Source organism: Nocardia sp. NPDC058480, assembly GCF_042720495.1.
Lineage (GTDB): Bacteria > Actinomycetota > Actinomycetes > Mycobacteriales > Mycobacteriaceae > Nocardia.
Genome location: NZ_JBHXMN010000008.1, coordinates 88,572 through 110,611 on the forward strand (window position 1 = coordinate 88,572; position 22,040 = coordinate 110,611).

The 22,040-nt window shown below is 67.9% G+C and carries 23 protein-coding genes, 1 tRNA gene and 1 pseudogene; 14 read left to right on the forward strand and 11 right to left on the reverse strand.

All coding sequences use genetic code 11. From position 1 onward, the window contains the following. Positions 1-4 precede the first annotated feature (4 nt). Entirely contained in the window at positions 5-337 is a 333-nt protein-coding gene (locus ACFWO8_RS20210; protein WP_378953177.1) for a type II toxin-antitoxin system RelE/ParE family toxin, read from the reverse strand. Positions 338-414: 77 nt separating this feature from the next. On the opposite strand from ACFWO8_RS20210, the gene ACFWO8_RS20215 reads away from it, so the two are divergent. Further along, on the forward strand, positions 415-822 hold the full coding sequence (locus ACFWO8_RS20215; protein ID WP_378953179.1) for a RidA family protein: 408 nt from the start codon (positions 415-417) through the stop codon (positions 820-822). Positions 823-825: 3 nt separating this feature from the next. On the opposite strand, the gene ACFWO8_RS20220 is transcribed toward ACFWO8_RS20215, so the two are convergent. Further along, positions 826-1,740 carry an AraC family transcriptional regulator gene (locus tag ACFWO8_RS20220; RefSeq protein WP_378953181.1) on the reverse strand — a complete coding sequence of 305 codons (915 nt, stop codon included), beginning with the start codon at positions 1,738-1,740 and terminating at the stop codon, positions 826-828. Positions 1,741-1,857: 117 nt separating this feature from the next. On the opposite strand from ACFWO8_RS20220, the gene ACFWO8_RS20225 reads away from it, so the two are divergent. From ACFWO8_RS20225 to ACFWO8_RS20260, 8 genes are all read left to right on the forward strand, one after another. Then, positions 1,858-2,856 carry a saccharopine dehydrogenase NADP-binding domain-containing protein gene (locus tag ACFWO8_RS20225; protein WP_378953183.1) on the forward strand — a complete coding sequence of 333 codons (999 nt, stop codon included), beginning with the start codon at positions 1,858-1,860 and terminating at the stop codon, positions 2,854-2,856. Continuing rightward, positions 2,853-4,064, forward strand: coding sequence for an SGNH/GDSL hydrolase family protein (locus tag ACFWO8_RS20230; protein WP_378953185.1), 1,212 nt, complete (start codon positions 2,853-2,855; stop codon positions 4,062-4,064). Before ACFWO8_RS20225 ends, ACFWO8_RS20230 begins: the two co-directional genes overlap by 4 nt. 199 nt (positions 4,065-4,263) lie before the next feature. After that, a complete protein-coding gene (locus ACFWO8_RS20235; RefSeq protein WP_378953187.1) occupies positions 4,264-5,658 on the forward strand; it encodes a sensor histidine kinase in 1,395 nt (464 codons plus the stop codon). Then, on the forward strand, positions 5,655-6,065 hold the full coding sequence (locus ACFWO8_RS20240; RefSeq protein WP_378953189.1) for a roadblock/LC7 domain-containing protein: 411 nt from the start codon (positions 5,655-5,657) through the stop codon (positions 6,063-6,065). Before ACFWO8_RS20235 ends, ACFWO8_RS20240 begins: the two co-directional genes overlap by 4 nt. After that, positions 6,062-6,406: a DUF742 domain-containing protein gene (locus ACFWO8_RS20245; protein WP_378953191.1), complete on the forward strand. Its 345-nt coding sequence runs from the start codon at positions 6,062-6,064 to the stop codon at positions 6,404-6,406. Before ACFWO8_RS20240 ends, ACFWO8_RS20245 begins: the two co-directional genes overlap by 4 nt. A 43-nt stretch (positions 6,407-6,449) precedes the next feature. Continuing rightward, positions 6,450-7,001, forward strand: coding sequence for an ATP/GTP-binding protein (locus ACFWO8_RS20250; RefSeq protein ID WP_378953193.1), 552 nt, complete (start codon positions 6,450-6,452; stop codon positions 6,999-7,001). After that, positions 6,998-8,251: a cytochrome P450 gene (locus ACFWO8_RS20255; protein WP_378953195.1), complete on the forward strand. Its 1,254-nt coding sequence runs from the start codon at positions 6,998-7,000 to the stop codon at positions 8,249-8,251. Before ACFWO8_RS20250 ends, ACFWO8_RS20255 begins: the two co-directional genes overlap by 4 nt. Before the next feature lie 29 nt (positions 8,252-8,280). Next, complete coding sequence (locus ACFWO8_RS20260; RefSeq protein WP_378953197.1) at positions 8,281-9,468, forward strand: cytochrome P450; 1,188 nt, start codon at positions 8,281-8,283, stop codon at positions 9,466-9,468. A gap of 53 nt (positions 9,469-9,521) precedes the next feature. Here ACFWO8_RS20260 and ACFWO8_RS20265 read toward each other — a convergent pair whose 3' ends face one another. From ACFWO8_RS20265 to ACFWO8_RS20275, 3 genes are all read right to left on the reverse strand, one after another. Then, positions 9,522-10,667: an acyl-CoA dehydrogenase family protein gene (locus ACFWO8_RS20265; protein WP_378953199.1), complete on the reverse strand. Its 1,146-nt coding sequence runs from the start codon at positions 10,665-10,667 to the stop codon at positions 9,522-9,524. 18 nt (positions 10,668-10,685) lie between these two features. Continuing rightward, on the reverse strand, positions 10,686-11,291 hold the full coding sequence (locus tag ACFWO8_RS20270) for a QsdR family transcriptional regulator (RefSeq protein ID WP_378953201.1): 606 nt from the start codon (positions 11,289-11,291) through the stop codon (positions 10,686-10,688). 125 nt (positions 11,292-11,416) lie between these two features. Next, positions 11,417-11,489, reverse strand: a tRNA-Glu gene (locus ACFWO8_RS20275). A 110-nt stretch (positions 11,490-11,599) separates the two neighbouring features. Here ACFWO8_RS20275 and ACFWO8_RS20280 point away from each other — a divergent pair. Next, positions 11,600-12,553, forward strand: a complete 954-nt coding sequence (locus ACFWO8_RS20280) for a DNA polymerase domain-containing protein (protein WP_378953203.1) — start codon at positions 11,600-11,602, stop codon at positions 12,551-12,553. Between the two features lie 49 nt (positions 12,554-12,602). On the opposite strand, the gene ACFWO8_RS20285 is transcribed toward ACFWO8_RS20280, so the two are convergent. After that, positions 12,603-13,163, reverse strand: a complete 561-nt coding sequence (locus ACFWO8_RS20285; protein ID WP_378953205.1) for a heme-binding protein — start codon at positions 13,161-13,163, stop codon at positions 12,603-12,605. Between the two features lie 317 nt (positions 13,164-13,480). On the opposite strand from ACFWO8_RS20285, the gene ACFWO8_RS20290 reads away from it, so the two are divergent. Both ACFWO8_RS20290 and ACFWO8_RS20295 read left to right on the forward strand, forming a co-directional pair. Beyond that, positions 13,481-14,683 carry a sensor histidine kinase gene (locus tag ACFWO8_RS20290; protein ID WP_378953207.1) on the forward strand — a complete coding sequence of 401 codons (1,203 nt, stop codon included), beginning with the start codon at positions 13,481-13,483 and terminating at the stop codon, positions 14,681-14,683. Positions 14,684-14,778: 95 nt separating this feature from the next. Next, on the forward strand, positions 14,779-15,411 hold the full coding sequence (locus tag ACFWO8_RS20295) for a response regulator (protein WP_378953209.1): 633 nt from the start codon (positions 14,779-14,781) through the stop codon (positions 15,409-15,411). Between the two features lie 6 nt (positions 15,412-15,417). Here ACFWO8_RS20295 and ACFWO8_RS20300 read toward each other — a convergent pair whose 3' ends face one another. Further along, entirely contained in the window at positions 15,418-15,912 is a 495-nt protein-coding gene (locus ACFWO8_RS20300; RefSeq protein WP_378953211.1) for a DM13 domain-containing protein, read from the reverse strand. Between the two features lie 397 nt (positions 15,913-16,309). On the opposite strand from ACFWO8_RS20300, the pseudogene ACFWO8_RS20305 reads away from it, so the two are divergent. Continuing rightward, positions 16,310-16,636 (forward strand): annotated as a pseudogene (locus ACFWO8_RS20305) (transglycosylase family protein); the annotation flags it as partial. Positions 16,637-16,679: 43 nt separating this feature from the next. Here the strand turns inward: ACFWO8_RS20305 and ACFWO8_RS20310 are convergent. Beyond that, on the reverse strand, positions 16,680-17,954 hold the full coding sequence (locus ACFWO8_RS20310; protein WP_378953213.1) for a PucR family transcriptional regulator: 1,275 nt from the start codon (positions 17,952-17,954) through the stop codon (positions 16,680-16,682). Positions 17,955-18,202: 248 nt separating this feature from the next. Here ACFWO8_RS20310 and ACFWO8_RS20315 point away from each other — a divergent pair, with 248 nt between their 5' ends. After that, a complete protein-coding gene (locus tag ACFWO8_RS20315) occupies positions 18,203-19,582 on the forward strand; it encodes a lipase family protein (protein WP_378953215.1) in 1,380 nt (459 codons plus the stop codon). Between the two features lie 146 nt (positions 19,583-19,728). Here the strand turns inward: ACFWO8_RS20315 and ACFWO8_RS20320 are convergent, their stop codons facing one another. The 3 genes from ACFWO8_RS20320 to ACFWO8_RS20330 all read right to left on the reverse strand — a co-directional run bounded on the left by ACFWO8_RS20320 (position 19,729) and on the right by ACFWO8_RS20330 (position 21,956). Then, complete coding sequence (locus ACFWO8_RS20320) at positions 19,729-20,292, reverse strand: hypothetical protein (protein WP_378953217.1); 564 nt, start codon at positions 20,290-20,292, stop codon at positions 19,729-19,731. Positions 20,293-20,622: 330 nt separating this feature from the next. After that, positions 20,623-21,300 (reverse strand): hypothetical protein, encoded by a 678-nt coding sequence (locus ACFWO8_RS20325; RefSeq protein WP_378953219.1) that lies wholly within the window; start codon positions 21,298-21,300, stop codon positions 20,623-20,625. Further along, complete coding sequence (locus tag ACFWO8_RS20330) at positions 21,300-21,956, reverse strand: hypothetical protein (RefSeq protein WP_378953221.1); 657 nt, start codon at positions 21,954-21,956, stop codon at positions 21,300-21,302. The genes ACFWO8_RS20325 and ACFWO8_RS20330 overlap by 1 nt, the downstream gene beginning before the upstream one ends. Between the last annotated feature and the right edge of the window lie 84 nt (positions 21,957-22,040).

Sequence of the window (22,040 nt, forward strand, 5' to 3'; positions counted from 1 at the left end):
GGCTTCATCCCTTCCTTGCATCCGCTTCCGCCGCGCGATAGCGGTCCCGGCCGACGGACAAGTCGCCGGGCGCGGTCTTTTGCGTCTTCTTCGTAAAGGTATGGAGCACGTAAACGACATCGCCGAATCGAGCGACGTAGAACATGCGATATGCGCCGGTTCGATCGCGGTATCGAAGTTCGAATGCACCGGCGCCGACAGTCGGCATCGGCTTGAAGTCGAGCGGCGTCTGGCCTGTCTGGACTCGGTGTAGGCCGTAACCGAGGCCACGCTGGACCGGCTGCGGCAATTCGCGCAGCCGGTCCAGCGCGTCGCCGACCCACCGGAGTTCCTTCATGCCGAAAGTATACAGGTAGCATGTATATCGGATCGGCTACCATCATCCGCACAGACGTTCGAGTGGCGGGAGAAGGCATGTCAGTGGAACTGGTGAATCCGGAAGGGCTGCCCAAACCGGAGGTGTATCGGCAACTCTCGATCGCGACAGGCTCGCGGCTGGTCTTCCTGGCCGGGCAGGTCGCCCGTGATGCCGACGGAAATCCGGTCGGCACAGGTGATTTCGCTGCTCAAGTCGAGCAGGCGTATCTCAATATCGGCACCGCGCTCGGGGCGATCGGTGGTTCGTTCGACGATGTCGCGAAGTTGACCATCTATGTCGTCGACTGGAGTGCGGACAAGTTCCCGCTGCTCGGTGAAGGTGTCGCCAGGGCGGCGGCGAAGTTGGGGGTCGATCCGGTCAAGCCGATCACGCTGATCGGGGTGGCCGCGCTCGGTGAGCCGGATCTGCTCGTCGAGGTCGAGGCGACAGCCGTGCTCGACTGAGGATCACAACACTCCGGCCACCAGGACTTCGGTCGGTGCCGAGCGGTATCGGCCTGGGGCCGTGTCGAATTCGCGCTTGAAGGCTTTGCTGAAGGCGTACTCGGAGCTGTAGCCGGTGCGCCTGGCCACGGTGGACAGGGGGTGGTCGGTGTCGCGGAGCAGACGGGCGGCGGTGAGCATGCGCCAGCGCGTGAGGTAGGTCAGTGGGGGTTCGCCGACGAGGTTCATGAAGCGTTTGGCGAAGGCGGCGCGACTGAGACCCGCTCGGGCACCGAGGGATTCGACGGTCCAGCCGTGGGCGGGGTCGTCGTGGACGGCGCGCAGGGACCGCGAGATGTCGGGGTCGGCGACCGCGGCGGCCCAGCCGGATGTCTCCTTGGTGTCCGCCAGCCGGGCACGCAGCAGGTAGAGCAGCAGCAGATCCAGCAGCGGGGGTATCGCCGCGTCGGCGCCGGGGTGGGTGTCGGTGAGTTCGTCGGCGAGCAGGTCGACGGCGGCGCGCAGCGACGGATGGGTGCCGAGCCGGGCCGGAATGTGTACCACCTCGGGCAGTTCCGCCAGCATCGGATGGGTCCGGTCGGCGGCGAGCTGGTAGGAACCGCACAGCAGGGTCGCGGGAGCGCCCGGTCCCGCTACGGTCCGAACGTCGGCCGGTCCGGCGGTCTCGGTCACCGGGCTGTCGAGCTGGTCGAGCAGATCGTGGGCGACACCGCGCGGCATGAACACCGCGTCACCGGCGCCCAGTGCCAGCGGCTCCGCGTCGGGCCGCGTCAGCCAGCACGAGCCCTGGAGCACCACGTGAAAGCCCGCGCTCTCGATGCGCGGATACGCCCGGCCCCACGGCGCGTGCCGGACGAACATGCCGGAGGCCGGGTTGCCGGTCTTCGCGGTGGCCAGGACATCGCTCAGTAGATCCATGTCCAGAATGATACCGGGTAGAGACGATTGGATATCTGGGAAAGACTATTGATGATTTCCTGTCTTTGATCTGGCTCATACGCTGAGTTCATCAGCCCGATGAACAAGGAGAACGACATGAAGATCGCCGTCTACGGAGCCAGTGGCCACGTCGGAACATTCGCGGTGCGGGAGCTGCGCGAGCGCGGTATCGAGACCGTGGTCGTCGGCCGCGACGCCGAGCGCCTCGCCGGTCTCGGCGCCGAGGTCCGCGTCGCCGCCGCCGACGATCACGCCGCCCTCGTCGCCGCGTTCGCCGATGCCGACGCCGTGATCAGCACGCTGCCCGACTTCACCGGCACCGGCGAAGGAGTCCTGCGCGCCGCCATCGCGGCAGGCGCCCACTACGTCGACGTCGCGGGCGAACAGCTCTTCGTCGAGAAGGTCTTCGCTGAATACAGCCAGCTCGCGGTAGAGGCCGGCGTGACGCTCTCGACCGCGACCACCGAAGCCGGGATCTTCGGTGACCTACTCGCCCACCTCGGGGCGCGGCGACTCGGCGGCGCCGACGAGATCGTCCTGAGTCACGTCGCCGCGCCCGGCGGCGAGGGCTCGCGCGGGAGTATGCGCACCGTCTTCCAGAATCTAGATGTCTTCACCAGTGGAGGCTTGTCCTGGTCCGACGGCGAATTCCACACCGGCCCCCAGCCCCGCCGCGCAACCTTCCTACTCCCTGACGAGACGGAACCCATTGCAGTGATGAAGTTTCCACAACCCTCGGTCGTGACGATTCCACGCCACACCGCGGTGCGCTCGGTAGAGGGCGTCCTCGCGAAGTCGATCTTCGAGATCGTCGGCACCGTCACCGCGGCCGATCTCGATGCGGCGCCCGAAACGCCGTCGGTCCCGGCCGCGTACTCGATGGTCGTCGACATCCATCGCGGCGGCCGGACACTGCGCGGCATCGGCAGCGGCCCCGACGCCTACCGCAACAGCGCCCAACTCGCGGTCGAGGTCGCGACGCGCATCGCGACGGGCGCGGGCAAGCCGGGCGCGCAGTCACCCGCCGAACTGTTCGAGCCGGTCGAATTCCTCGACGCCCTAGCTACTTTCGGCATGACATGGTCGCTCCGATGACGGTGCGCCTGCGCTGGATCGCCGCGCCCGTCGCTGCCGTAGCCGCGTTGGCCCTGGTGGCATTCGGTGCTCGCGACACCGAAACCTCATGGTCGAGTGCGTGGGCGACCGCTGTCCAGTACCCGATCTACCAGAACTGGTCCGCACTCGGTTTCTCCGATCAGACTGTGCGACAGGTGGTTCGCCTGTCGGAGGAGGGCCCCCAAGTCAGAATCCGGCTGTCGAATCGCTACGGGGAGTACCCCCTGCCGGTCACGGCGGCGACCGTCGCCGCGAGTGAGGGTGGAGCCGCTGTCGTCCCGGAATCGGTGCGGGCGTTGACCGTTGGCGGACAGTCCACCTTCGTGATCGCTCCCGGGGGCGAGATAGTCAGCGATGCGATGGACACGGCGGGGGCGTCGATGGCGGTGACTCTCTACTTCGCCCAACCCACCGGCCCCGCGACCCAGCACGGCCAGGCGCTCGCCACCACCTATCGGGCACAGGGCGATCACTCCGCCGAGCCCTCGGCGGCACCGTTCACCGAGACCTCCCAGTCCTGGTACTACCTCGCAGGCGTCGACACCTTGCGGCCGAGCGCGGGCGATGTCACCGTGGCCTTCGGCGATTCGCTCACCGACGGCTACCGCTCCACCCTCGACGCCGACTTGCGCTACCCCGACCAACTCGCGGCGGCGGGCCACCACGGCCCGGTGGTCAACGCCGGAATCAGCGGCAACCGGCTGCTCACCGACTCGACCGTGCTCGGCGACAGCGCCCTGGCTCGTTTCCGCCGCGACGTTCTCGAACAGCCGGGCGTCGGCACCGCCATCGTTCTGATCGGGATCAACGACATTGGTCTGTCGGGGAGCGCGGGGCCCGACGGGGTGGTCTACCCACAGGTTTCGACGGCTCAGCTCATCGCCGGATACCGCGAATTGATCGCCCAGGCGCGGACGGACGGTGTGTATATCGTCGGCGCGACCATCCCGCCGTTCGCCGGGTCGACCTACTTCTCGCCCGAGAAGGAGCGATTGCGCACCGAAGTGAACACGTGGATACGGGAGTCGGACGCGTTCGACAAGGTGGTCGATCTCGAACAAGCGCTGACCGAACCCGGTGATCGCACCCGCCTCGCCGCGGCGTTCGACAGCGGTGATCACCTGCACCCCAATGATTCCGGCTATCGCGCTATGGCGGTGGTTATCGCACGAGCCCTCGCCACGTGATCACCGTCTCGCCGCAAGGACCCCGAGCAGGCCGGACGCTGACCCGTACCCGAACGGCCGGTGAACCCTGATCGGTCGAGTGGCAGGTAGGGCGGGGGCTCGATATGCTCGACTCCGACTTCGAAACAGGCTGCCTTGCTGCGTGTTTGCTCGACCACTGATGGCTTGGGGGCCTGTGAGTACTGCGGAAGTACTGCCGATGGCACAGACAGTAGCCGCACCGGAGGGGTCCGGTGACAGCGTCGGATCTGTGGTGCTCGGTGCGGGGGTGGCGGTGGTGGCGATCGCCGCCGTGACCGCGGTGTTCACGCCGCAGACTATCGGCATCCCGGTGCTCGCCGCCGCGGTGGCCGCGGCACTGTTCGGCTGCCCCGCGGTCTGGTTCGCACTGCGTCAGCGTGCGCAGGCGCGCGCGAGTCTGGCCACCGCCCAGCTGGCCGAACAGCGACTGGCCGCCACCGTGGCCGAGGCGAGCGCACGTCTGACCCAGGCCGACGAACACACCGCCGCGTACGCCTGGGAAGCCCAGGAGAATTCGCGGCGGGGCGCGGCGGCACTGGCCGCGTTCGCCGGTGCGGCGGGGCGAATCCAGGCGATGACCACCTCGATGCTGGCCGAACTGCGCGAGATGGAACACCGTCACGCCGACCCGAGGGTGCTCACCGACCTGCTCCACATCGACCACCGCACCGCCCAGGCGGGGCGCCTCGCCGACAGCATCGCGGTCCTGTCCGGTGCGCGCACCGGCCGCCGCTGGGCGAAACCGATTGCGATGGAATCTATTCTGCGCGGCGCGATGGGTCGCGTGGCCGGATATCAGCGGGTACGGCTGCGCGCGATCGCCGAGATCGGCATCGCCGGGCATGCCGCCGAAGGCGTGATGCACAGCCTCGCCGAACTCCTCGACAATGCCTGCAACTTCTCGCCGCCCACCACCGAGGTGCACGTCTACGCCGCGGAAGTGCCTGCGGGCGTGGTGATCACGATCGAGGACAGCGGCCTGATCATGAGCGATTCCGCGCTGCGCCGCGCCGAAGCCGCCGTCACCGGGCGCGACCACAAGGGCAAAGGCGCCGACCTGGCCTCGCTGTCGGGAACCAGGCTCGGGCTCGCCGTGGTCGGGCATCTGGCGCGCAAACACGAACTCACCGTGTCGTATCGGCCGTCCGCGATCGGCGGCACCGCGGTGGTCGTTGTCGTCCCGCGCGAGCTCACCGCCCGCGCCGAACGCCGCAGTCGCACTGCGATGGCCCCGCCGCGCTTCGCCGAGCCCGCCACGCTGAGCCAGTTCGACAGTCCGATCCCACGCAGAACCGACACCGGCACCATGGATTTCAGCGCGCCTGCCGGTCAGCACGCGCGACCGGAAACCGACGGTGTCCCTTCCTCCTCGCCCACGCTGCCGAAACGTCGCCGGGGCGACACCCTGGCCCAGGTCCACCCCGAAGGCCTGACCACCGCGCCGGCCGCCAAGGCCACACCGGCCGAGCCCACCGCCCTCGGTGCCTTCCAGCGTTCCGCGCCGGGCCGCACCACCGCAAGCCACGAACCGGGCAGCGCCGCCGCGGCTCCCGACCCACTGGAGGACCGATGACCACCACCGCCCCCGCGAATCTCGGCTGGCTGCTCGAGAAGCTGCTCGCGCGCACCCCACGCGCCAGGCATGCCCTGCTGCTGTCGGGTGACGGCCTGAAGATCTGCCACACACCGGAACTCGATGTGGACCGCGCCGATCAGCTGGCCGCGATCGCCGCCGGATTCCAGAGCCTGGCGCACGGGGCATCCGTGGAGTTCGGTGACGGGCGTGGCGGCGTTCGCCAGTCGATGACCGAGTTCTACGGCGGCATCCTGTTCGTGGTCGAGGCGGGGCGCGGCGCGCACTTGGCGGTGGTCGCCGCCGAGGACGCCGATGCCGGTCTGGTCGGGCACACGATGCACGAGCTGGTCGAACAGCTCGGCGAGCACCTGGCGACCCAGCCCAGACGCGGAGCGATCGATTGACCAGGGCAGGTCGCGACGACGATCCCGACCGGTTCTATACCCTCACCGGCGGTCGCGCGCCGGTGACCGAGGACTTCGACCTGGTCACCCTGGTGGTCAGCGAGTCGGCACCCACCGCGGGTATGTCCTCGGAGCAGGCCGCGGTCCTCGACATGTGCCGGGCGCCGACCGCGGTGGTGGAGATCGCGGCCGAGCTGCGCCTGCCCGTCGGTGTCGCCACAGTTGTGCTGTCGGACCTGCTGGCCGCGGGCAAGATCACGGTGCGCCCACCGCTGTCGGCGGCGATGTCGCTGGATGCTTCCACCCTCGAGAAGGTGCTCGTTGGACTTCGCAAGCTCTGAGAACGTGCCCGAGCGGGCTCGAGCGCCGCTGCACAGCACGGCAATGCATGGGTTGAAGATCGTGGTCATCGGCGGATTCGGTGTCGGCAAAACGACATTGGTGCGTTCGGTGAGTGAGATCCGGCCACTCGACACCGAGGCCACCATGACCGATGTCGGGGCAGGCGTCGACGACACCAGCGGTGTGCCGGGCAAGTCGACCACCACCGTCGCCTTCGACTTCGGCCGGATCACCCTCGACGACGAACATGTGCTGTATCTGTTCGGAGCTCCTGGGCAGCAACGGTTCTGGTTTCTGTGGGACCGGCTGTTCGCCGGTGCGCTCGGCGCGATCGTGCTGGTCGACCAGCGCCGGATCAGCGACTCCTGGTACGCGATCGACCGGCTGGAACATCAGGGCACCCCGTTCGTGGTCGCCTGCAACGACTTCGGTGACTCCCACGCCGCCGACGATGTGCGTGAAGCGCTCGACCTCGATCCGGCGGTGCCGCTGGTGATGTGTGACGCGCGCTCGCGCGAATCGAGCAAGCAGGTGCTGATCGCACTGGTCGAGCATCTGTATTCCGCTGTCCCGCAGGGAGAAACCGTCTCATGAGCACACCGACCGGCGCCTGCCCGATCACCGGCGCGGTGCCGTTGAGTGGCCCCGAATTCCACATCGAACCGCACGAGGTCTATCGGCGGATGCGGCGCGATCACGGTCCCGTGGTGCAGGTCGAACTGCCCGGCGGGTTCCCGGCCTGGCTGATCATCGGTTACCGCGAACTGCACCAGGTGACCAGTGATCCGCTGCTCTTCCCGCGCGATGTGTCGCTGTGGAATCAGTGGCCCAATGTGCCCGGCGATTGGCCGCTGCTCCCGATGGTCGGCGGGCCCATGCCCTCGATCTACTTCACCGCGGGTGCCGAACACCGCAGGCATCTGGCGATGGTGGAACCGGCGCTGGACGCGGTCGACCACTTCGAATTGCGGCGTGCCTGTGAGGAAATCGCCGACCGGCTGGTCGACAGGTTCTGCGGTCGTGGCACCGCCGACCTGATGGCGGAATTCGCGGTGCCGCTGCCCATCCTGGCGTTGGCCCGCATTCTCGGGCTGCCCGACGCCGATGCCGCCGACCTCGCCCTGGTGATGAAACAGCTCGCCGACGGCGGCGCCGACGCGCAGTCCGCGTACATGCGTTTCACCGAGCACATGGCCCGGCTCGTCGCAGCGAAGAAGGCCCGTCCAGCAGGGGACCTGGTGTCATTGATGCTGGCCGACGCCGAGCCGTTCACCGATGAGGAATACATGCTGGACCTGGTGGCGATCACCGCCGCGGGCCATCTGCCCACCGCCGACTGGCTGGGCAGTTCGATGCGGCTGATGCTCACCGACGATCGATTCGCGAACGCGCTCGGCGGCGGCAGGCGCAGCGTCGGCGAGGCGATGAGCGAAGTGCTCTGGGAAGAGAGTCCCACCTCGATCCTGTCCGGACGGTGGGCCGCGCGCGACACCCGACTCGCCGATCACACGATCCGGGCGGGCGACATGGTGCTACTCGGTCTCGCCGCCGCCAATCTGGATCCGCATGTGCGCCAGTCGTTCACCGAGAGCGGCTCGGTGCCGACGGGCAACAACGCGCACTTCGCGTTCAGCTATGGCGAATACCGCTGTCCCTTCCCGGCGCAGCAGATCGCGGAGATCATCTCCAGGACCGGGATCGAGGTGCTGCTCGACCGGCTCCCCGACATGGACCTCGCAGTACCCGCCGACCAACTCACCCGGCGACCTTCGGCTTTCCTTCGGGGCATGAGCGCACTGCCCGTTCGTTTCACACCAGTTCGACCCGTCGGAGGTTTTTCGTGAATTCGCCATGCCCTTTCGCCATCGACCCTATGGTCGGTGACCTCGACGGGGAAACCGCCCGCCTTCGAGCACTCGGCCCGATCGCCCGGATCGACCTGCTCGGCGTGCCGGCCTGGACCATCACCGATCACGCCGTCGCGCGCCAGCTGACCACCGACACCCGGCTGGTCAAGGACATCAACGCGTGGTCGCTGTACGCCGACGGTGTGGTGACGAACCAGTGGCCGCTGATCGGCATGGTCGACGTGGGTCGATCGATGTTCACCGTCGACGGTGCCGAGCACCGCAAGCTGCGCCTCAAGACCGCGCAGGCGCTGGCTCCGCGGCGGCTGGAAGAGCTTCGTCCGGTGATCGAGCAGCTCACCGCCGAGCTCCTCGACGACCTTGCGGCCGCCGGTGCCGACGGCGCGCCGGTCGACCTCAAGGAGGTGTTCGCTTACCCGCTGCCGATGCGCGTGGTCGGCGACCTGATGGGCGTCGCGCGCGAAGACCACGCGCAGCTGCTCGACTGGTACAAGAAGTTCTTCTCGGTGATGACCCCGCAGGACGAGCGCCTGCGGGTGATCGGCGACCTCGACGCGTATTTCACCGACCAGGTCAGGCAGAAGATCGCGAACCCGGGCGACGATCTCACCTCGGCGTTCATCATCGCCGACGAGGGCGGTGAGCCGCTCACCGAGGAAGAGGCGATCGGCAATATCACCGCGCTCGTCGCCGCCGGGCACGAGACCACCGTGAGCCTGATCATCAACACCGTGCGCGCGCTGCTCGGCGAACCCGAACAGCTGGCGAAAGTGCTTGCCGGCGACGTGGAATGGAAGCAGGTGATCGAGGAGTCGCTGCGCTGGGACGGCCCGGTCTCGCACCTGCTGATGCGTTTCGCCACCGAGGACATCGCCGTCGGCGACACCGTGATCGCCAAGGGCGAGGGCGTGGTGATGTCCTACCGCGCGGTCGGCCGCGACACCACGGTGCACGGCGAGACCGCCGACGAGTTCGACGTGACGCGCTCGACCGCCAACCGCCACTTGGCTTTCGGCTATGGGCCGCACATCTGCCCCGGCGCCGCCCTGTCGCGCCTCGAAGCCGCGATCGCGCTGCCCGCGCTGTTCGCCCGCTTCCCGCAGCTGCGACTTGCCGTGCCCCACAGTGAGATCGGCAACCTGCCGGTGCTCACCCAGAACGATCTGGCCGCGTTGCCGATCATCCTGAGCTGACCGGCGTCGCGTCGCGCCCGGCGAAGGATCCACCGGGCGCGACGCTTTCCGCTCTACAGGCCCAGATCGCGGCCGATCAGTTCCTTCATGATCTCGTTGGAACCCGCCCAGATCTTGGTGACCCTGGCGTCCATCCACGCACGGGCGACCCGGTACTCACGCATGTAGCCGTAGCCGCCGTGCAGCTGCACGCACGCGTCGAGCACCTCGTTCTGCACCTGCGCCGACCACCACTTCGCCTTCGCGGCATCGACCGCGGACAGCTCACCCGCAGCGTGCGCGGCGATACCTTGATCGACGAAGGCCTGTGTCACTTCGACTTTCGTGACCAGTTCGGCGAAAAGGAACTTGTTGTACTGGAAGCTGCCGATCTGCTGACCGAAAGCCTTGCGCTCCTTGGCGTATTGCAGCGTCTCGTCCAGAATCGCGGCGGCGTGCGCGAGATTGGAAACCGCGGCGCCGATACGCTCCTGCGGCAGCCGTTCCATCATGGCGATGAAACCGCGGTCGAGCTCGCCGATCCGGTTGGCGTCGGGGACGCGCACATTGTCGAAGAACAGTTCGGCGGTATCGGATTCGGGCTGGCCGACCTTGTCGAGCTTGCGACCGCGGGTAAACCCCTCCATCCCGGTCTCGATCGCGAACAGGGTGATGCCCTTGGCCTTCTTCTCCGGGCTGGTGCGCGCGGCGACGATCACCAGGTCGGCATTGAAACCGTTGGTGATGAACGTCTTCGAGCCGTTGACGATCCAGTCGTCACCGTCGCGCACGGCGGTGGTCTTCAGCGCGGCCAGGTCGGAACCGCCCGACGGCTCGGTCATGCCGATGGCCGTGATGATCTCGCCGGTGCAGAACTTCGGGAGCCAGCGCTGCTTCTGCTCGTCGGTGGTGAGCTCGACCAGGTAGGGCGCGCACACATCGTAGTGGATGCCGAACGAGGACGACAGCGCCGCGCTCGCCTTGGCCATCTCCTCGCCGAGCACGGCGTTGAACCGGTAGTCGCCCGCGTCGCTACCGCCGAACTCTTCGGGCACACCGAGGCCGAGGTAGCCCAGTTCGCCTGCCGCGAGCCAGGTTTCGCGGTCGATCGCGCGCTCTTCGACGAAGCGTTCGGCATTCGGCTCGATCGAGCGCTTGACGAATTCGGCGACCGACGCGCGGAAGGCGTCGTGGTCGGAGGTGTAGATGGAGCGCTTCATGGGGTCCTTTCGGCTGACTTACTGTTCGGGCCGTTCGCCCAGCAGAACCAATGACGCCCGGACAACTCTGGCCGCGTCGGGTTCCTCACCGCTGATCACATCGGTGTAGATGAAGGTCTCGGTGATCCGCACCAGCAGCAGCGCCAACTCGGGCACCGGCAGGAGCGGATCGAGAGCGTCGGCCGAAATCTCTTCGGCGAGTAGATCTTCCACGATCGCGACGATCCGGTGCTGCACCGATCCCGCGCGCGTGGTGAGCAGTCGCAGCGCCCGTTCGGGTTCGCGCAACAGGAACTGGCGGAAGGCGTGGGAGGTGTTGGTGGCCTGCGCGAAATCGCCGAGGATCGTCGCGATGCGGTACGCGCCGCGACCGGGTGCGGCGGCGGCCGCGCGACCCAATGTCGGCTCGGCGACCGACCAGATGACCTCGGCGAGCAGTTCGTCGCGCCCGCCGACCCACCGGAACAGCGTCGCCCGGTTCACGCCGAGCGCGACGGCGAGTTCCTTCATCTCGAGTCGGTGCCCGGCCATGAACACGGCCCTGGCGGCGCGGAACGCGCTCACGGGATCGGGACGCGCTGCCGCGTCCTGGAGTCGTTTCTCCAGTGCCGTCTGTTCGATCACGTCACCTCCATGCACCGTTTCCTACAGTGTATGAACCGTGCAACGTCTGTCAATATGTTGCACTCCAGGCACAAAAAGGGGCACAAAAAAACTCCCCGGTCACCATGACCGAGGAGTTCTCGTTGTAGCCCCGACGGGATTCGAACCCGCGCTACCGCCTTGAGAGGGCGGCGTCCTAGGCCGCTAGACGACGGGGCCAGAACAACAGCTCACCGGGGTGAGCCGCGCGGATCATACGATAGCCGACGACCTGGTGATCGACCAAAACGGGGGTTGACCACCCCTGGGCGCCGGGGCAAGGTGGGGCCATGACCAGCAAAGAGCTGCGCGGCGGGGTGGAGATGAGCAATCTCGATCAGCCGCTGTTCGACGGGGCCGAGGCAACCAAGCGGGATCTCGTCGACTATCTCGAGTTCATGGGGGAGCGGCTGGTCCGGGTGTTGCGGGGGCGCGTGCTTTCGGTGGTGCGGGTGCGGCCGGGGCAGCCGCCGTTCATGCAGAAGAACCTGCCGAAATACACGCCGGATTGGGTGCCGCGCGCGACGGTGTGGGCGGAGAGTTCGCATCGCGAGGTCACCTACGCGCTCGGCGACGACGTGCGCACGCTGCTGTGGTTCGGGAACCAGCGCGCGGTGGAGTACCACCCGCTGCTGTTGCCGGTCGATCACAGCGCGGGCCCGACACACCTGGTGCTCGACCTGGATCCCTCACCGGGACAAACGTTTCGAGACGCGGCAGCGGGCGCGCACCTGATCCGGGCGGCACTGGAGGCCGATGGGCTCGCCGGTGCGGTGAAGACCAGCGGTGCCAAGGGGCTACACGTCTACGTGCCGATCGAGCCCGGCGTCGCGATCGAGGATGCCGCGGCGGCGACCCGGGCCATCGCGGCCAGGGCCGAGCGCATCGATCCCGCCGTCGGAACCACCGCGTTCATCCGCGAGGACCGAGCGGGCAAGGTCTTTCTCGACTCCACCCGAGCAGGTGGCGCGACGGTGATCGCGGCATACAGCCCGCGCATCCGTCCCGGAGTCACGGTGTCGTTTCCGTTGCGCTGGAACGACATCGACTCGGTGACCCCCGCCGACTTCACCCTGCGCACCGCACCGAACCTGCTCGGCGACACCGACCCATGGGACACGGAAATGCCCGCACCACAAGCGCTTCCCGCCGATCTGATCGCCGAAGGCCACACGATCCCGATTGCCCGGGTCCAGGCCATGCACGAAGGCAAACGCCGGGCCCGCGCCCGCCGCGACGAATGAACATGTCGCCCTGTCGAATTCGATAGGGCGACATGTTGTCAGATCCTGATCAGCCGGCGATCGACGCGACGCCCGCCTGGGCGAACTTGTCGTCGAGGTCACCGCTCGGGGCGCCGGCCACGCCGATGCCCGCGATCGGGGCGTTGTCGGCCTTCACGGGCGCGCCGCCACCGAGGAAGAGGGTGCCGTCGATGTCGGCCAAGTGGGGGGCCGACTCGAGACGCTTGGCCAGTTCGGTGGTCGGGGCGTTCCAGGAGACGGCGGTGAAGGCCTTCTGCTGGGCGGCGTCGTAGGACTGCGGGCCCGCGCCGTCACCGCGCAGAGTGACGATGACGTTGCCGTTGCGGTCGACCACCGCGACGCTCACGCGCTGGTTCTCCTTGGCCGCGGCGTCGAGGGCGGTCTGCGCGGCCTTGGTGGCGGCGGCGATCGACAGGTGGGTGGACTGGGCCAGGTTGGCGTCGGCGGCGTTGACGACGACGGGGGTGCGGGTCGCCGGGTCCTGATCCTGCGCCTGAACGGTCACGACGCCGACCACTCCGGCGGCGACGACACCAGCGGTGGCACCGGCGATGATCAGGCGGTTGCGGGTGGTGGACTTGGCGGACATGGCTGCTCCTGTGTGGATCCCGGCCGGCCGGCAGTCTGCCGTGGCCTGTTGATATCCATCCTGTTCGCCCGGGGCCTCCCGCGGATCGGCGTTCCGGCTGCACTCCGCGGCCGGATCGGCCGACACCCGGGTCAACCGATCGGATGACCCGTATTCTTGGCGGCTGGCGCCGCGTGTTCTCGGCCTATTAACCTCGATCTTCCCTCCCTCCGGGCACTCCTTCGTCGCACCCTCCGGTCAGTCCAGATCGAGGCGGCCGAGAACTGATCTTCGTTGGCGCAGCGACGCCACCGTCCGCAGAAACAGAGGTGGTTTCTTTGGCTCAGCTACTCGGCCAACAGCGGGACGACACGCGCCTGCTCGCCGTCATCGTCCACAGTGCCTTCTATGTCCTGCTGGCCGCATCGTTGATGCGGTGGCTGATCCGGCACAGCGAGACCCGTTCGACGCCGCTGATCGTCGTTCTCTCGCTGACGCTCGCGGTGCTGTACGCGCTGAGTGAGTTGCGGCAGTCGGGTCGGCTCGCGTGGTTCGCGATGCTGGTGCTCACCTGGTCGGTGCTGGTGGTGCTCGCGCCGAGTTTCGCCTGGTGCGCGGTACCTCTGGTGTACACGGGCCTGCGGATTCTGTCGGAGCGGGTCGCGGTGATCCTGGTCGTCGCGCTCACCGCGCTGGTGGTGTCGAGTCAGGTGCGCATCGCCGGTTGGCTCGATCCGAATCTGGTACTCGCCCCGCCCGCGGTGGCGGCGGTGACCACCGCACTGTTCGTCGGTATGCGCCGTCAGGCCGAACGGCAGGCCGCGCTGATCGATGACCTGGTGCGGACCAGGCAGGAACTGGCGGCCACCGAACGCAGGGAAGGCACGCTGGCCGAACGACAACGGCTGGCCATGGAAATCCACGACACCCTCGCCCAGGGTCTGTCGAGCCAGCGCATGCTGCTGCAAGCCGCCGACCTGGTGTGGGACAGCGATCCACCACTCGCCCACACGCATCTGCGATCGGCCGCGGCCATCGCCGAACGTGACCTGACCGAGGCGCGCCGGTTCGTCCACGACCTGGCCCCGGCCGACCTCGCCGCGGGCGGATCGCTGCCCGCCGCGCTGGCCGCACTCGCCGAACGGGAGACGACCGACACCTTGACCGTGCGCTGCCATATAGAAGGCACACCTGGCCCGCTGCCCCAGCGGGTCGAGGCCACGCTGCTGCGCATCGCCCAGGGCGCACTGGCCAATGTGGGCGAACACGCGGCGGCCACCACCGCCACGATCACGTTGACCAGCCTCGACGATCAGATCGTGCTCGACGTCGCCGACGACGGACGCGGCTTCGACCTGGACGCACCGGCCGACCCCGCACAACATCGCGGACACGGTCTGCCCGCGATTCGGGCGCGCGTGGGTCAACTCGGCGGCACCTGCACCATCGAATCCGCGCCCGGCGACGGCACCGTGCTCTCCGCCGCTATCCCGCTCGTTCCGGGCACACCGACCACCGCCGACACGATCGCCGACCGCTGAATCGGTCACCGAGGCTCGGCCCCCTCGAACGCCGTGCGGACGCACGCCCGCGAGAGAACACGCGGCGACCGGAATGCGCGCATTAACATCGGGACGTGACCACCACCGTGCGCCTGTTGATCTGTGACGATCACGCTGTCGTCCGCGCCGGACTGCACGCGCTGCTGTCGAGCGCGCCCGATATCGAGGTCATCGGGGAGGCTGCCGACGGACCGACCGCGGTCGCACTGGCCGCGAGTCTGCACCCTGACGTGGTGCTGATGGATCTACAGCTCGGCACCGACATGGACGGCGTCGAAGCGACCCGCCGGATCACCGCCCAGCCCGCGCCGACCCCGCACGTCCTGGTGCTGACCACCTACGACACCGACGCCGACATCACCCGCGCGATCGAGGCGGGGGCCACCGGATACCTCCTCAAAGCCGAACGGCCCGAGGAACTGTTCGCCGCGATCCACGCCGCCGCGAGCGGGCAGACCGCCTTGTCGGCGCCGGTCGCCGCGAAGGTGATGGCCAAGATGCGCAATCCCGGCCCCACACTCACCGCCCGCGAGCGTGACATCCTCGGCCAACTCGCGCACGGCCTCGGCAACCGCGAGATCGCCCGCGCGCTGCACATCAGCGAGGCGACGGTGAAAACCCATCTGGGCCGCATCTACGACAAACTCGGCGTCGACACCCGCGCGGCGGCGGTCGCGGTGGCCACCGAGCGGCGTTTGCTCGCCTGACCGGACTTACCCGGGCGCCAGAGTGGCGGCGCCGAAGGACACGCGGAAGCGCTCACACCAGACGCTGACCGACTTCACCGTCGACAGATCGGTGCCCGCGGGCAACTCATAGTTCTGGCTGCCCTCATTTCCCTTCAATGAGCCGAGGTCGATGTGGTTGCCGTCGTCGAAGTTGTGCCAGTCGTCGGCGATCACCGGCTGATCGGTGAGCCAGACGTGCAGGTCAGGTCCGTCGGAGGTGTTCAGGTCGGCGATCCGGAGCACGATTGTGCCCTCTGACGTGCGCTGGAGCTGCGCGGTGCCGGAGGTGTCGTGCTCATGGGAGATGAAGGTGCCCTCGGCGATCACCGGTGGTGGCGCACCATCCACCGCGACGATCGGTGCCTCGTTGACGGTCACCGTGGTGAACAACCGCCACGGCTGGAACAGGTAGAGACCCACTGTCACGGCCGCGACCAAGCCGATGGCGATGACGGTGAACAGGGTCCGGCGAGTGCTCATCGGTGCCTCCTTCTCACCCATCATCCCCCGTCGCGGCCCGCAGCGCTTGCCCGAATTGCCGGAAAAGAAACGTGACCGGGGTCTCCGGATCCATATGAGCCCCGTCACATTACAACGCTATAACGACAGTAATGTGATTACGGATTTGTCACGGCCGACCAGCGGTGAACAGTGTTCCTTTGGACAATAGCCGCTACAAACGGCTCCGTGATCGGCACGTGATCTCAGCGCGCATTCCGGCTACATTCGATCACGGCTTGAACAACAACCCGAGCCGAATCGAATCGCAGAACACCGGAAAGCCTGCCCCGTGATTCGAGGATCCCCGACATGACTGAGGGGCAGGGACACGGTAGTTTTCATCACCGAGTCGGTGGGCGCAGGCAGGAAATACTTTATGTCTTTGAATCGCAAGTTCACCACCCGTGCCCTTGGTATTGCCGCTGTTGCCGGCGCGATGATCGCCGTTCCGGCCGGTCTGACCACCGCAACCGCCTCGGCGAACAACTGGGACGCCGTGGCGCAGTGCGAGAGCACGGGCAACTGGAACATCAACACCGGTAACGGCTACTACGGCGGCCTGCAGTTCTCGCAGAGCACCTGGGAAGCCTACGGTGGCGCGGGCACTGCCGACAACGCCAGCCGTGAAGAGCAGATCCGCGTGGCCGAGAACGTGCTGGCCGCGCAGGGCCCCGGTGCCTGGCCCGTGTGCAGCGCCTACCTGTAAAGAGCGCTGACACGTAAGACTTTCCTTGTCGGGAAACGAATTACCCGCTATTCGATGCACACGTCGAATAGCGGGTTTTTTCGTTTTCCGGAGTATCAAGTCGATACACCGTGAGCGATGCGGCGAGCATACGTGAATCCGTCGGATCGGCCGGGTCGAGACCGGTGAGTTCGGCAATCCGGCGTAGTCGATAGGTAAAAGTATTCGGGTGCACGTGAATCAGTCGTGACGCCGTTTTGCGGTCGGTGCCGTGAACGAGATGCGCTTCCAGTGCGTCGATCAGGTGCGGACTGCTCAGGAGCGGAATCACCCGCTGCGCCAGACGTTCCCGGGCCGGGCCGGGCCGGGTGAGTTGGTATTCCAGCAGTAGATCGTCGAGTCGATAGCAGCCGCCGGGCCTGCCGCGTAGTCGCGCCAGCTCGGTCAGTTCGGTCGCGTCCTTGGCCGCGGCCGGAATCGCGTCACGGCTGATATCGGAGAATTCGGCCAGATACACCGGTACCCCGAACTGCGCGCGCAGGCGGTCGGCGAGTTCGTCGAACTTCGCCGCGTCGAGAATGTCGGTTTCGGAACTGTGACTCAGCAATGCGATGCCGTGTGTGCCATCGAAGGTGGCCGGGGTGGTGGTGCCGGTGAGCTCGTCCAATGCGCGCTGCAGCACCCGGATCCGTCGCCTCGTCACCAGGTTGGCCGCGGTGCCGACGCGGGGTGGCTCGCTCAGATGGACCGCGAGCACTGTGTACTGGTCGGCGAGGATCGTGTCGGCGCGGGCCGCGAGTTCCTCGGCAGGCAGGCCGCGTACCAGCGCCGAACACAGCTCCCGGCGCGCCTCGCGTTCGGCGTGATAGATCGACTGCTCGACCTCGGTGTAGGTCTCCACGACCGTCATATTGATGTGGCGTAGCAGCTCGAGCAGGCGGCCGCCGACCCGTGCCATCTCCGCGATCTCGGTGGGCTGGGCCAGCGACAGCGCCTCCGCGAACACCGACTGCGCCGACCCGTGGATCGCGCCGATCAGCATCGGCAACGGCAGCCGGTCCTCGGCGTGACGCTCGGCGACCGGGGCGACGAACGCCGCCACCTCGGCGTAGGTGAACTCCCGATCGGCGCCGATCGCCTCGAGCACGGCCCGACCGCACGCGTAGATGGTCGGCAGCACTTCCGCGGTGAAGTGCCCGTCGGGGAGTTCGGCGGGTGCGTTGGCACCCAGACCGTCGGCGAGCATGCGCTCGGAGATCTGTGGCCACCGTGTCAGCAGACGGGCGGTCAGCGCGGGCAGCGCGGGGAGTTCGGAAACGGGGTGTTCGGCGAGCATGACTCGATTGTGTCCGACGACAGGCCGGTACAGGCGCCTCCGATCGAAGACGAACAGAACTTGGCTCCCGCGCCAATCTCGTCCAGAGTTTCTCGTTGCCCCGTGCAGTGACATCACCGTGTCATGGGTCATAGATTCGCAGAGCGCGTCCGAGCCACCTCGATCGCGTTGCGTGCTCTCGATCCGGAAGGCAGTCCCACCTTGACCTGTACGGCCAACCCCTGGTTCTTCGGTGGCGGCGACAGCTCGTGACCCTCGACGCCCCGACACGGGACACCACCTGGCACGACGCGCCACTACTACCACCCGACGATCCCTTCTACGCCACCCCACCCGGCATCGACGCGCTCGCGCCAGGGACGGTGGTGCGGTCGCGGCCGGTGGAGGTCGCGCTGTTCGGGGTGATCCGGCAGCGGATCGCGGCGTGGCAATTGCTGTATCGCACCTGCGATCTCGACGGTGCGCCGGAAGTCTCGGTGACGACGGTACTGCTGCCGTGGGGTGCCTCGGCGCGGCCCCGGCCGCTGGTGTCGTTCCAATGTGCGATCGATGCTGTTGCCCCGCAGTGCTTTCCGTCGTACGCGCTGCGGCGCGGTGCGCGGACGATCGGTTCGATCGCGCCGCTCGAGCTACCGATCATCGCGATGGCCCTGGAGCAGGGTTGGGCGGTGTCGGTGCCCGATCACGAGGGGTTGGGCGGTCGGTTCGGCGCCGCGCGTGAACCCGGATACCGTGCGCTGGACGGGATTCGGGCCGCCATCGACTTCGCCCCGATGGCGTTGACACCGTCCACTCCGGTTGCCCTGTGGGGCTATTCGGGTGGCGGGTTGGCGACGGCGTGGGCCGCGGAACTGGCCGCCGAGTACGCACCGGAGCTGAATATCGTCGGTGCGGTGGCGGGTTCACCGGTGGGTGACCCGGCCGCCGCCTTCGAGCGTCTCAACGGTGGGTGGTTCGCCGGGTTCCCGGCGGCGTTCGTCGCGGGATTGCGCCAGGCCTATCCCGAGCTCGGTCCGCTGCTGCACGATCACCTCGACGCGCGCTACCGCGAGCTGCTCGGGGAAGCCGAAGAGCGCAGTACCTTCGCGCTGCTGCTGCGGTTCGCCCGGCGCGATGTCTCCCGGCATCTGCGCGGGGGCATCGGGGAGTTGCTCGCCGAACCCGTCCTGCGCCGCATTCTCGCCGACATCGAACCCGGCACTCGCGCGCCGGCGGCACCGCTGCTCATCGTCCAAGGGGTGAACGACGAGGTGATCGCCGTCGCCGATATCGACGCCCACGTGCGCCGTTATCAGCAGGCCGGGGCGACGGTGCGCTACCTGCGGGTGCGCCGCGGCTCGCACCTGCCACTCGAATTCCTCATCGTGCCCGCGATTCTCGACTGGCTCACCGACCGGTTCGCTTCCCGTCCCGCGCCGACCGGTACGTGCACCGTGGCCTCCCTCGCCCGTTCGCCGCGAGCCTTACGCACACATCTCGCGTTCGTGCGCCTGGTGCTGCGCATGCTCGGCGGGATGCCGATCGGTGGGACGGATGCGGGGGCGTCACCGGAACGAACCAGCTTGTGTCGCGGCGATTCCGAACATCCGCACGTTGTCGATGATGGCGCCATCGCCGTCGAATGCTGAGTCCGTGCTCTCGCGGAGGTGGGTGGCCGGTCGCGTTTCCACCACGGCGGTGAGCTGAGCGCCGCAAGGCACCTGTCCACTGCCGGCGGGCAACTCGCCGGGCTCGCGCGCGGTTGCGCCATCGGCGGCGAACTTGTCGGTCGGGCTCACAGGTCCGCCACGTATCTGTCGTCTTCGGGGTGTGCTTCGACCGCCGCGAGGTAGACATCGAGGCGACGCCGCAACTCGTGCACGGCCAATTCCTGTGCGGCCACCAACTCGTCGACCGTCACACCGGCGGGTGAGGGCACCGTCGGCCGGTACGCGCAGAGGTCGCCGCGGTTGGCCTCGATCAGCACACGCCGCGCGGCACGCTCCTGCTTGTCGATGGCCGCGGCGCGGTGGCGGTCGCGAGCGTCCTCGTCGAGTCGATGACGGGCGATCGCGGCGATCAGGGAGTGCCGACGCCGATCCGCCCCGTCGACCGCACCATCACGTTGTCGCCGAGCCAGCTCGGCATCGGCCGTCGCGGCGAGCTCCTCGGCCCGCGCACAGGCGTCCCGCACGCTGTCGCGATGCTCGGCCTCACCCTCGGCGAGCAACAACCGCGCCTGGGCTTCGAAAGCCTCGGCCGTCGCCCGCAATCCAGTCCTGGCATGCGCGCTCACCTGAAACACCATCGCCGCGGCGACAGCGAGCTGCCGCGCTGCGTCGTTCCTCGAAGGTGTCATCCCCGCGTTCCTCACTACCGGGCCGCATCAGCGGCCGTCGAGAACATAGATGCGCCGCGTCCCGGCAGCGGTTCGCCGCGAACCGTTCGTGCCCCGTACGGCATCAGTGTCGGTGAGGGGTTTCACCGACGTCGGCGCCACCACCGCATCGACGTCGGTGGAGTACTACTGCCCCCGGGAGCGACGGCCGCGCCGCCGCTCGCCGAGTGGAGCCGCAGGGGGGTTCCACCCGGTCTCGGCGGTGCGCCCTCCTGGGGGCGCATCGGAACCCGATTGTCGGACAAGCACTTCCGGCAATCGGGTTCGTGCACTGTGGCGGACCCGTGACGATCAGCTCAAACCGGCGACGATGGCGGCCCGCACGGGATCACCGGCGGGTAGGCCCTTGGCCACCCGGCGCCATGCGTTGCGCCCGGCCGTGAGTGAGCAGCGCACCGCGTCGGTGACCGCCGAGGTGTGCGTGCTGCCGAGTGCGGCACCCGGCAGCAGCGAGATCTCGAGATCCTCCGACATGGTGAGCGCCCTGGTGACGACCTGCCCGGTGAGCGTGCCGTCGGCATCGGTGTAGAGGACGACGAGCAGTTCGCTGCGCTCGGCACCCAGGCTCACCGCGACCCGCACGATGTCGCCCGCCGCGGCCCGAGCACCGAACGAGTGCACCGAGATTCGCGTCTGCTCCGCGCCCGCGGGCGAGCGGGTGAATTCGATACCCAGCTCCCGGTCGAGCTGTTTCTGCACCGCGCGGGTCGCCGTCGTCTCGCCGTCGGACGACGCGGCCAGCGGCTGCACGGTCCAGCCGGGCACCGCCATCACGGCGCGGCGCGCGCCGAGGTCGCCGACGGTGACCTCGCTCGACACCGCGCCGGCGCGTAACAGTCGCTCGGCGATCCGTGCCCCGGCGGCGGCGGACTCCGCGTCGACATTCGGGCTGTCGGATTCGGCGAAGGCGATCAGCACATCGATATCCACCGGCAAACTCAGCCGGTCCGCGTCATGTTCCGGCGCCATCACGCTGTCTCCTCGTTGTCCCGGTCGCGGGCGTCGAGCTGCGCGCGCACGGCTTCGCGTAGCAACTTCGCGCCCGCCGCGCGTAATCGCTTGACCTTCTCCTGGCTGAACCGCAGGTCGCGGGCCACCTCACCGGTGGTCTGCACATCGGAATAGCTGCCGTCGGTGGCGATCACGAAGGTCGCGCGGAGCACGGCCGCGGTCTCCGCGTGCGCGATCGAGGCCAGCGCGTCCCGCAGGATGGCGCGGTCGGCGAGCCGGTTCTCGGCATCTCCGCACCGATGATCCTCGAGAACCAGGACAGTCGACTCGTAGTCGACCCGCTGCCCAGGGTGGCGCTTCTCGGCTGTGCGACTGCGCCGGTCCTGGAGGACCTGCCACTGAAGCTTCTTGAGCACCAATGCTTTCCAGTGCCGGATCCGCTCGGTGGGCAGCGTCGCGGTGAGTTCGACCATCATGTCCTGGGCGACATCTTCGAAGTCGCTGCGCATATCCGGGTCGAGCCGATCCAGGACGTAGCGCGCCTTGGCTGCCGCATAGCTCGACATGGTGACCAGATCGGCGCCGAAGATGTGGTCGACGACCGCGGGACGTAGCCGTTCGGGGACTTCGCTCCACCCGGCGCCGAGCCATCGGTCCAAGGGCTCAGAACTCACCCGGTACCCCCACTCGGCCGGCAACGGGCACACCTCGGCCCGTCTTCCCGACCTCGTCGATGCGACCTGCGCCGCCGATCTGAG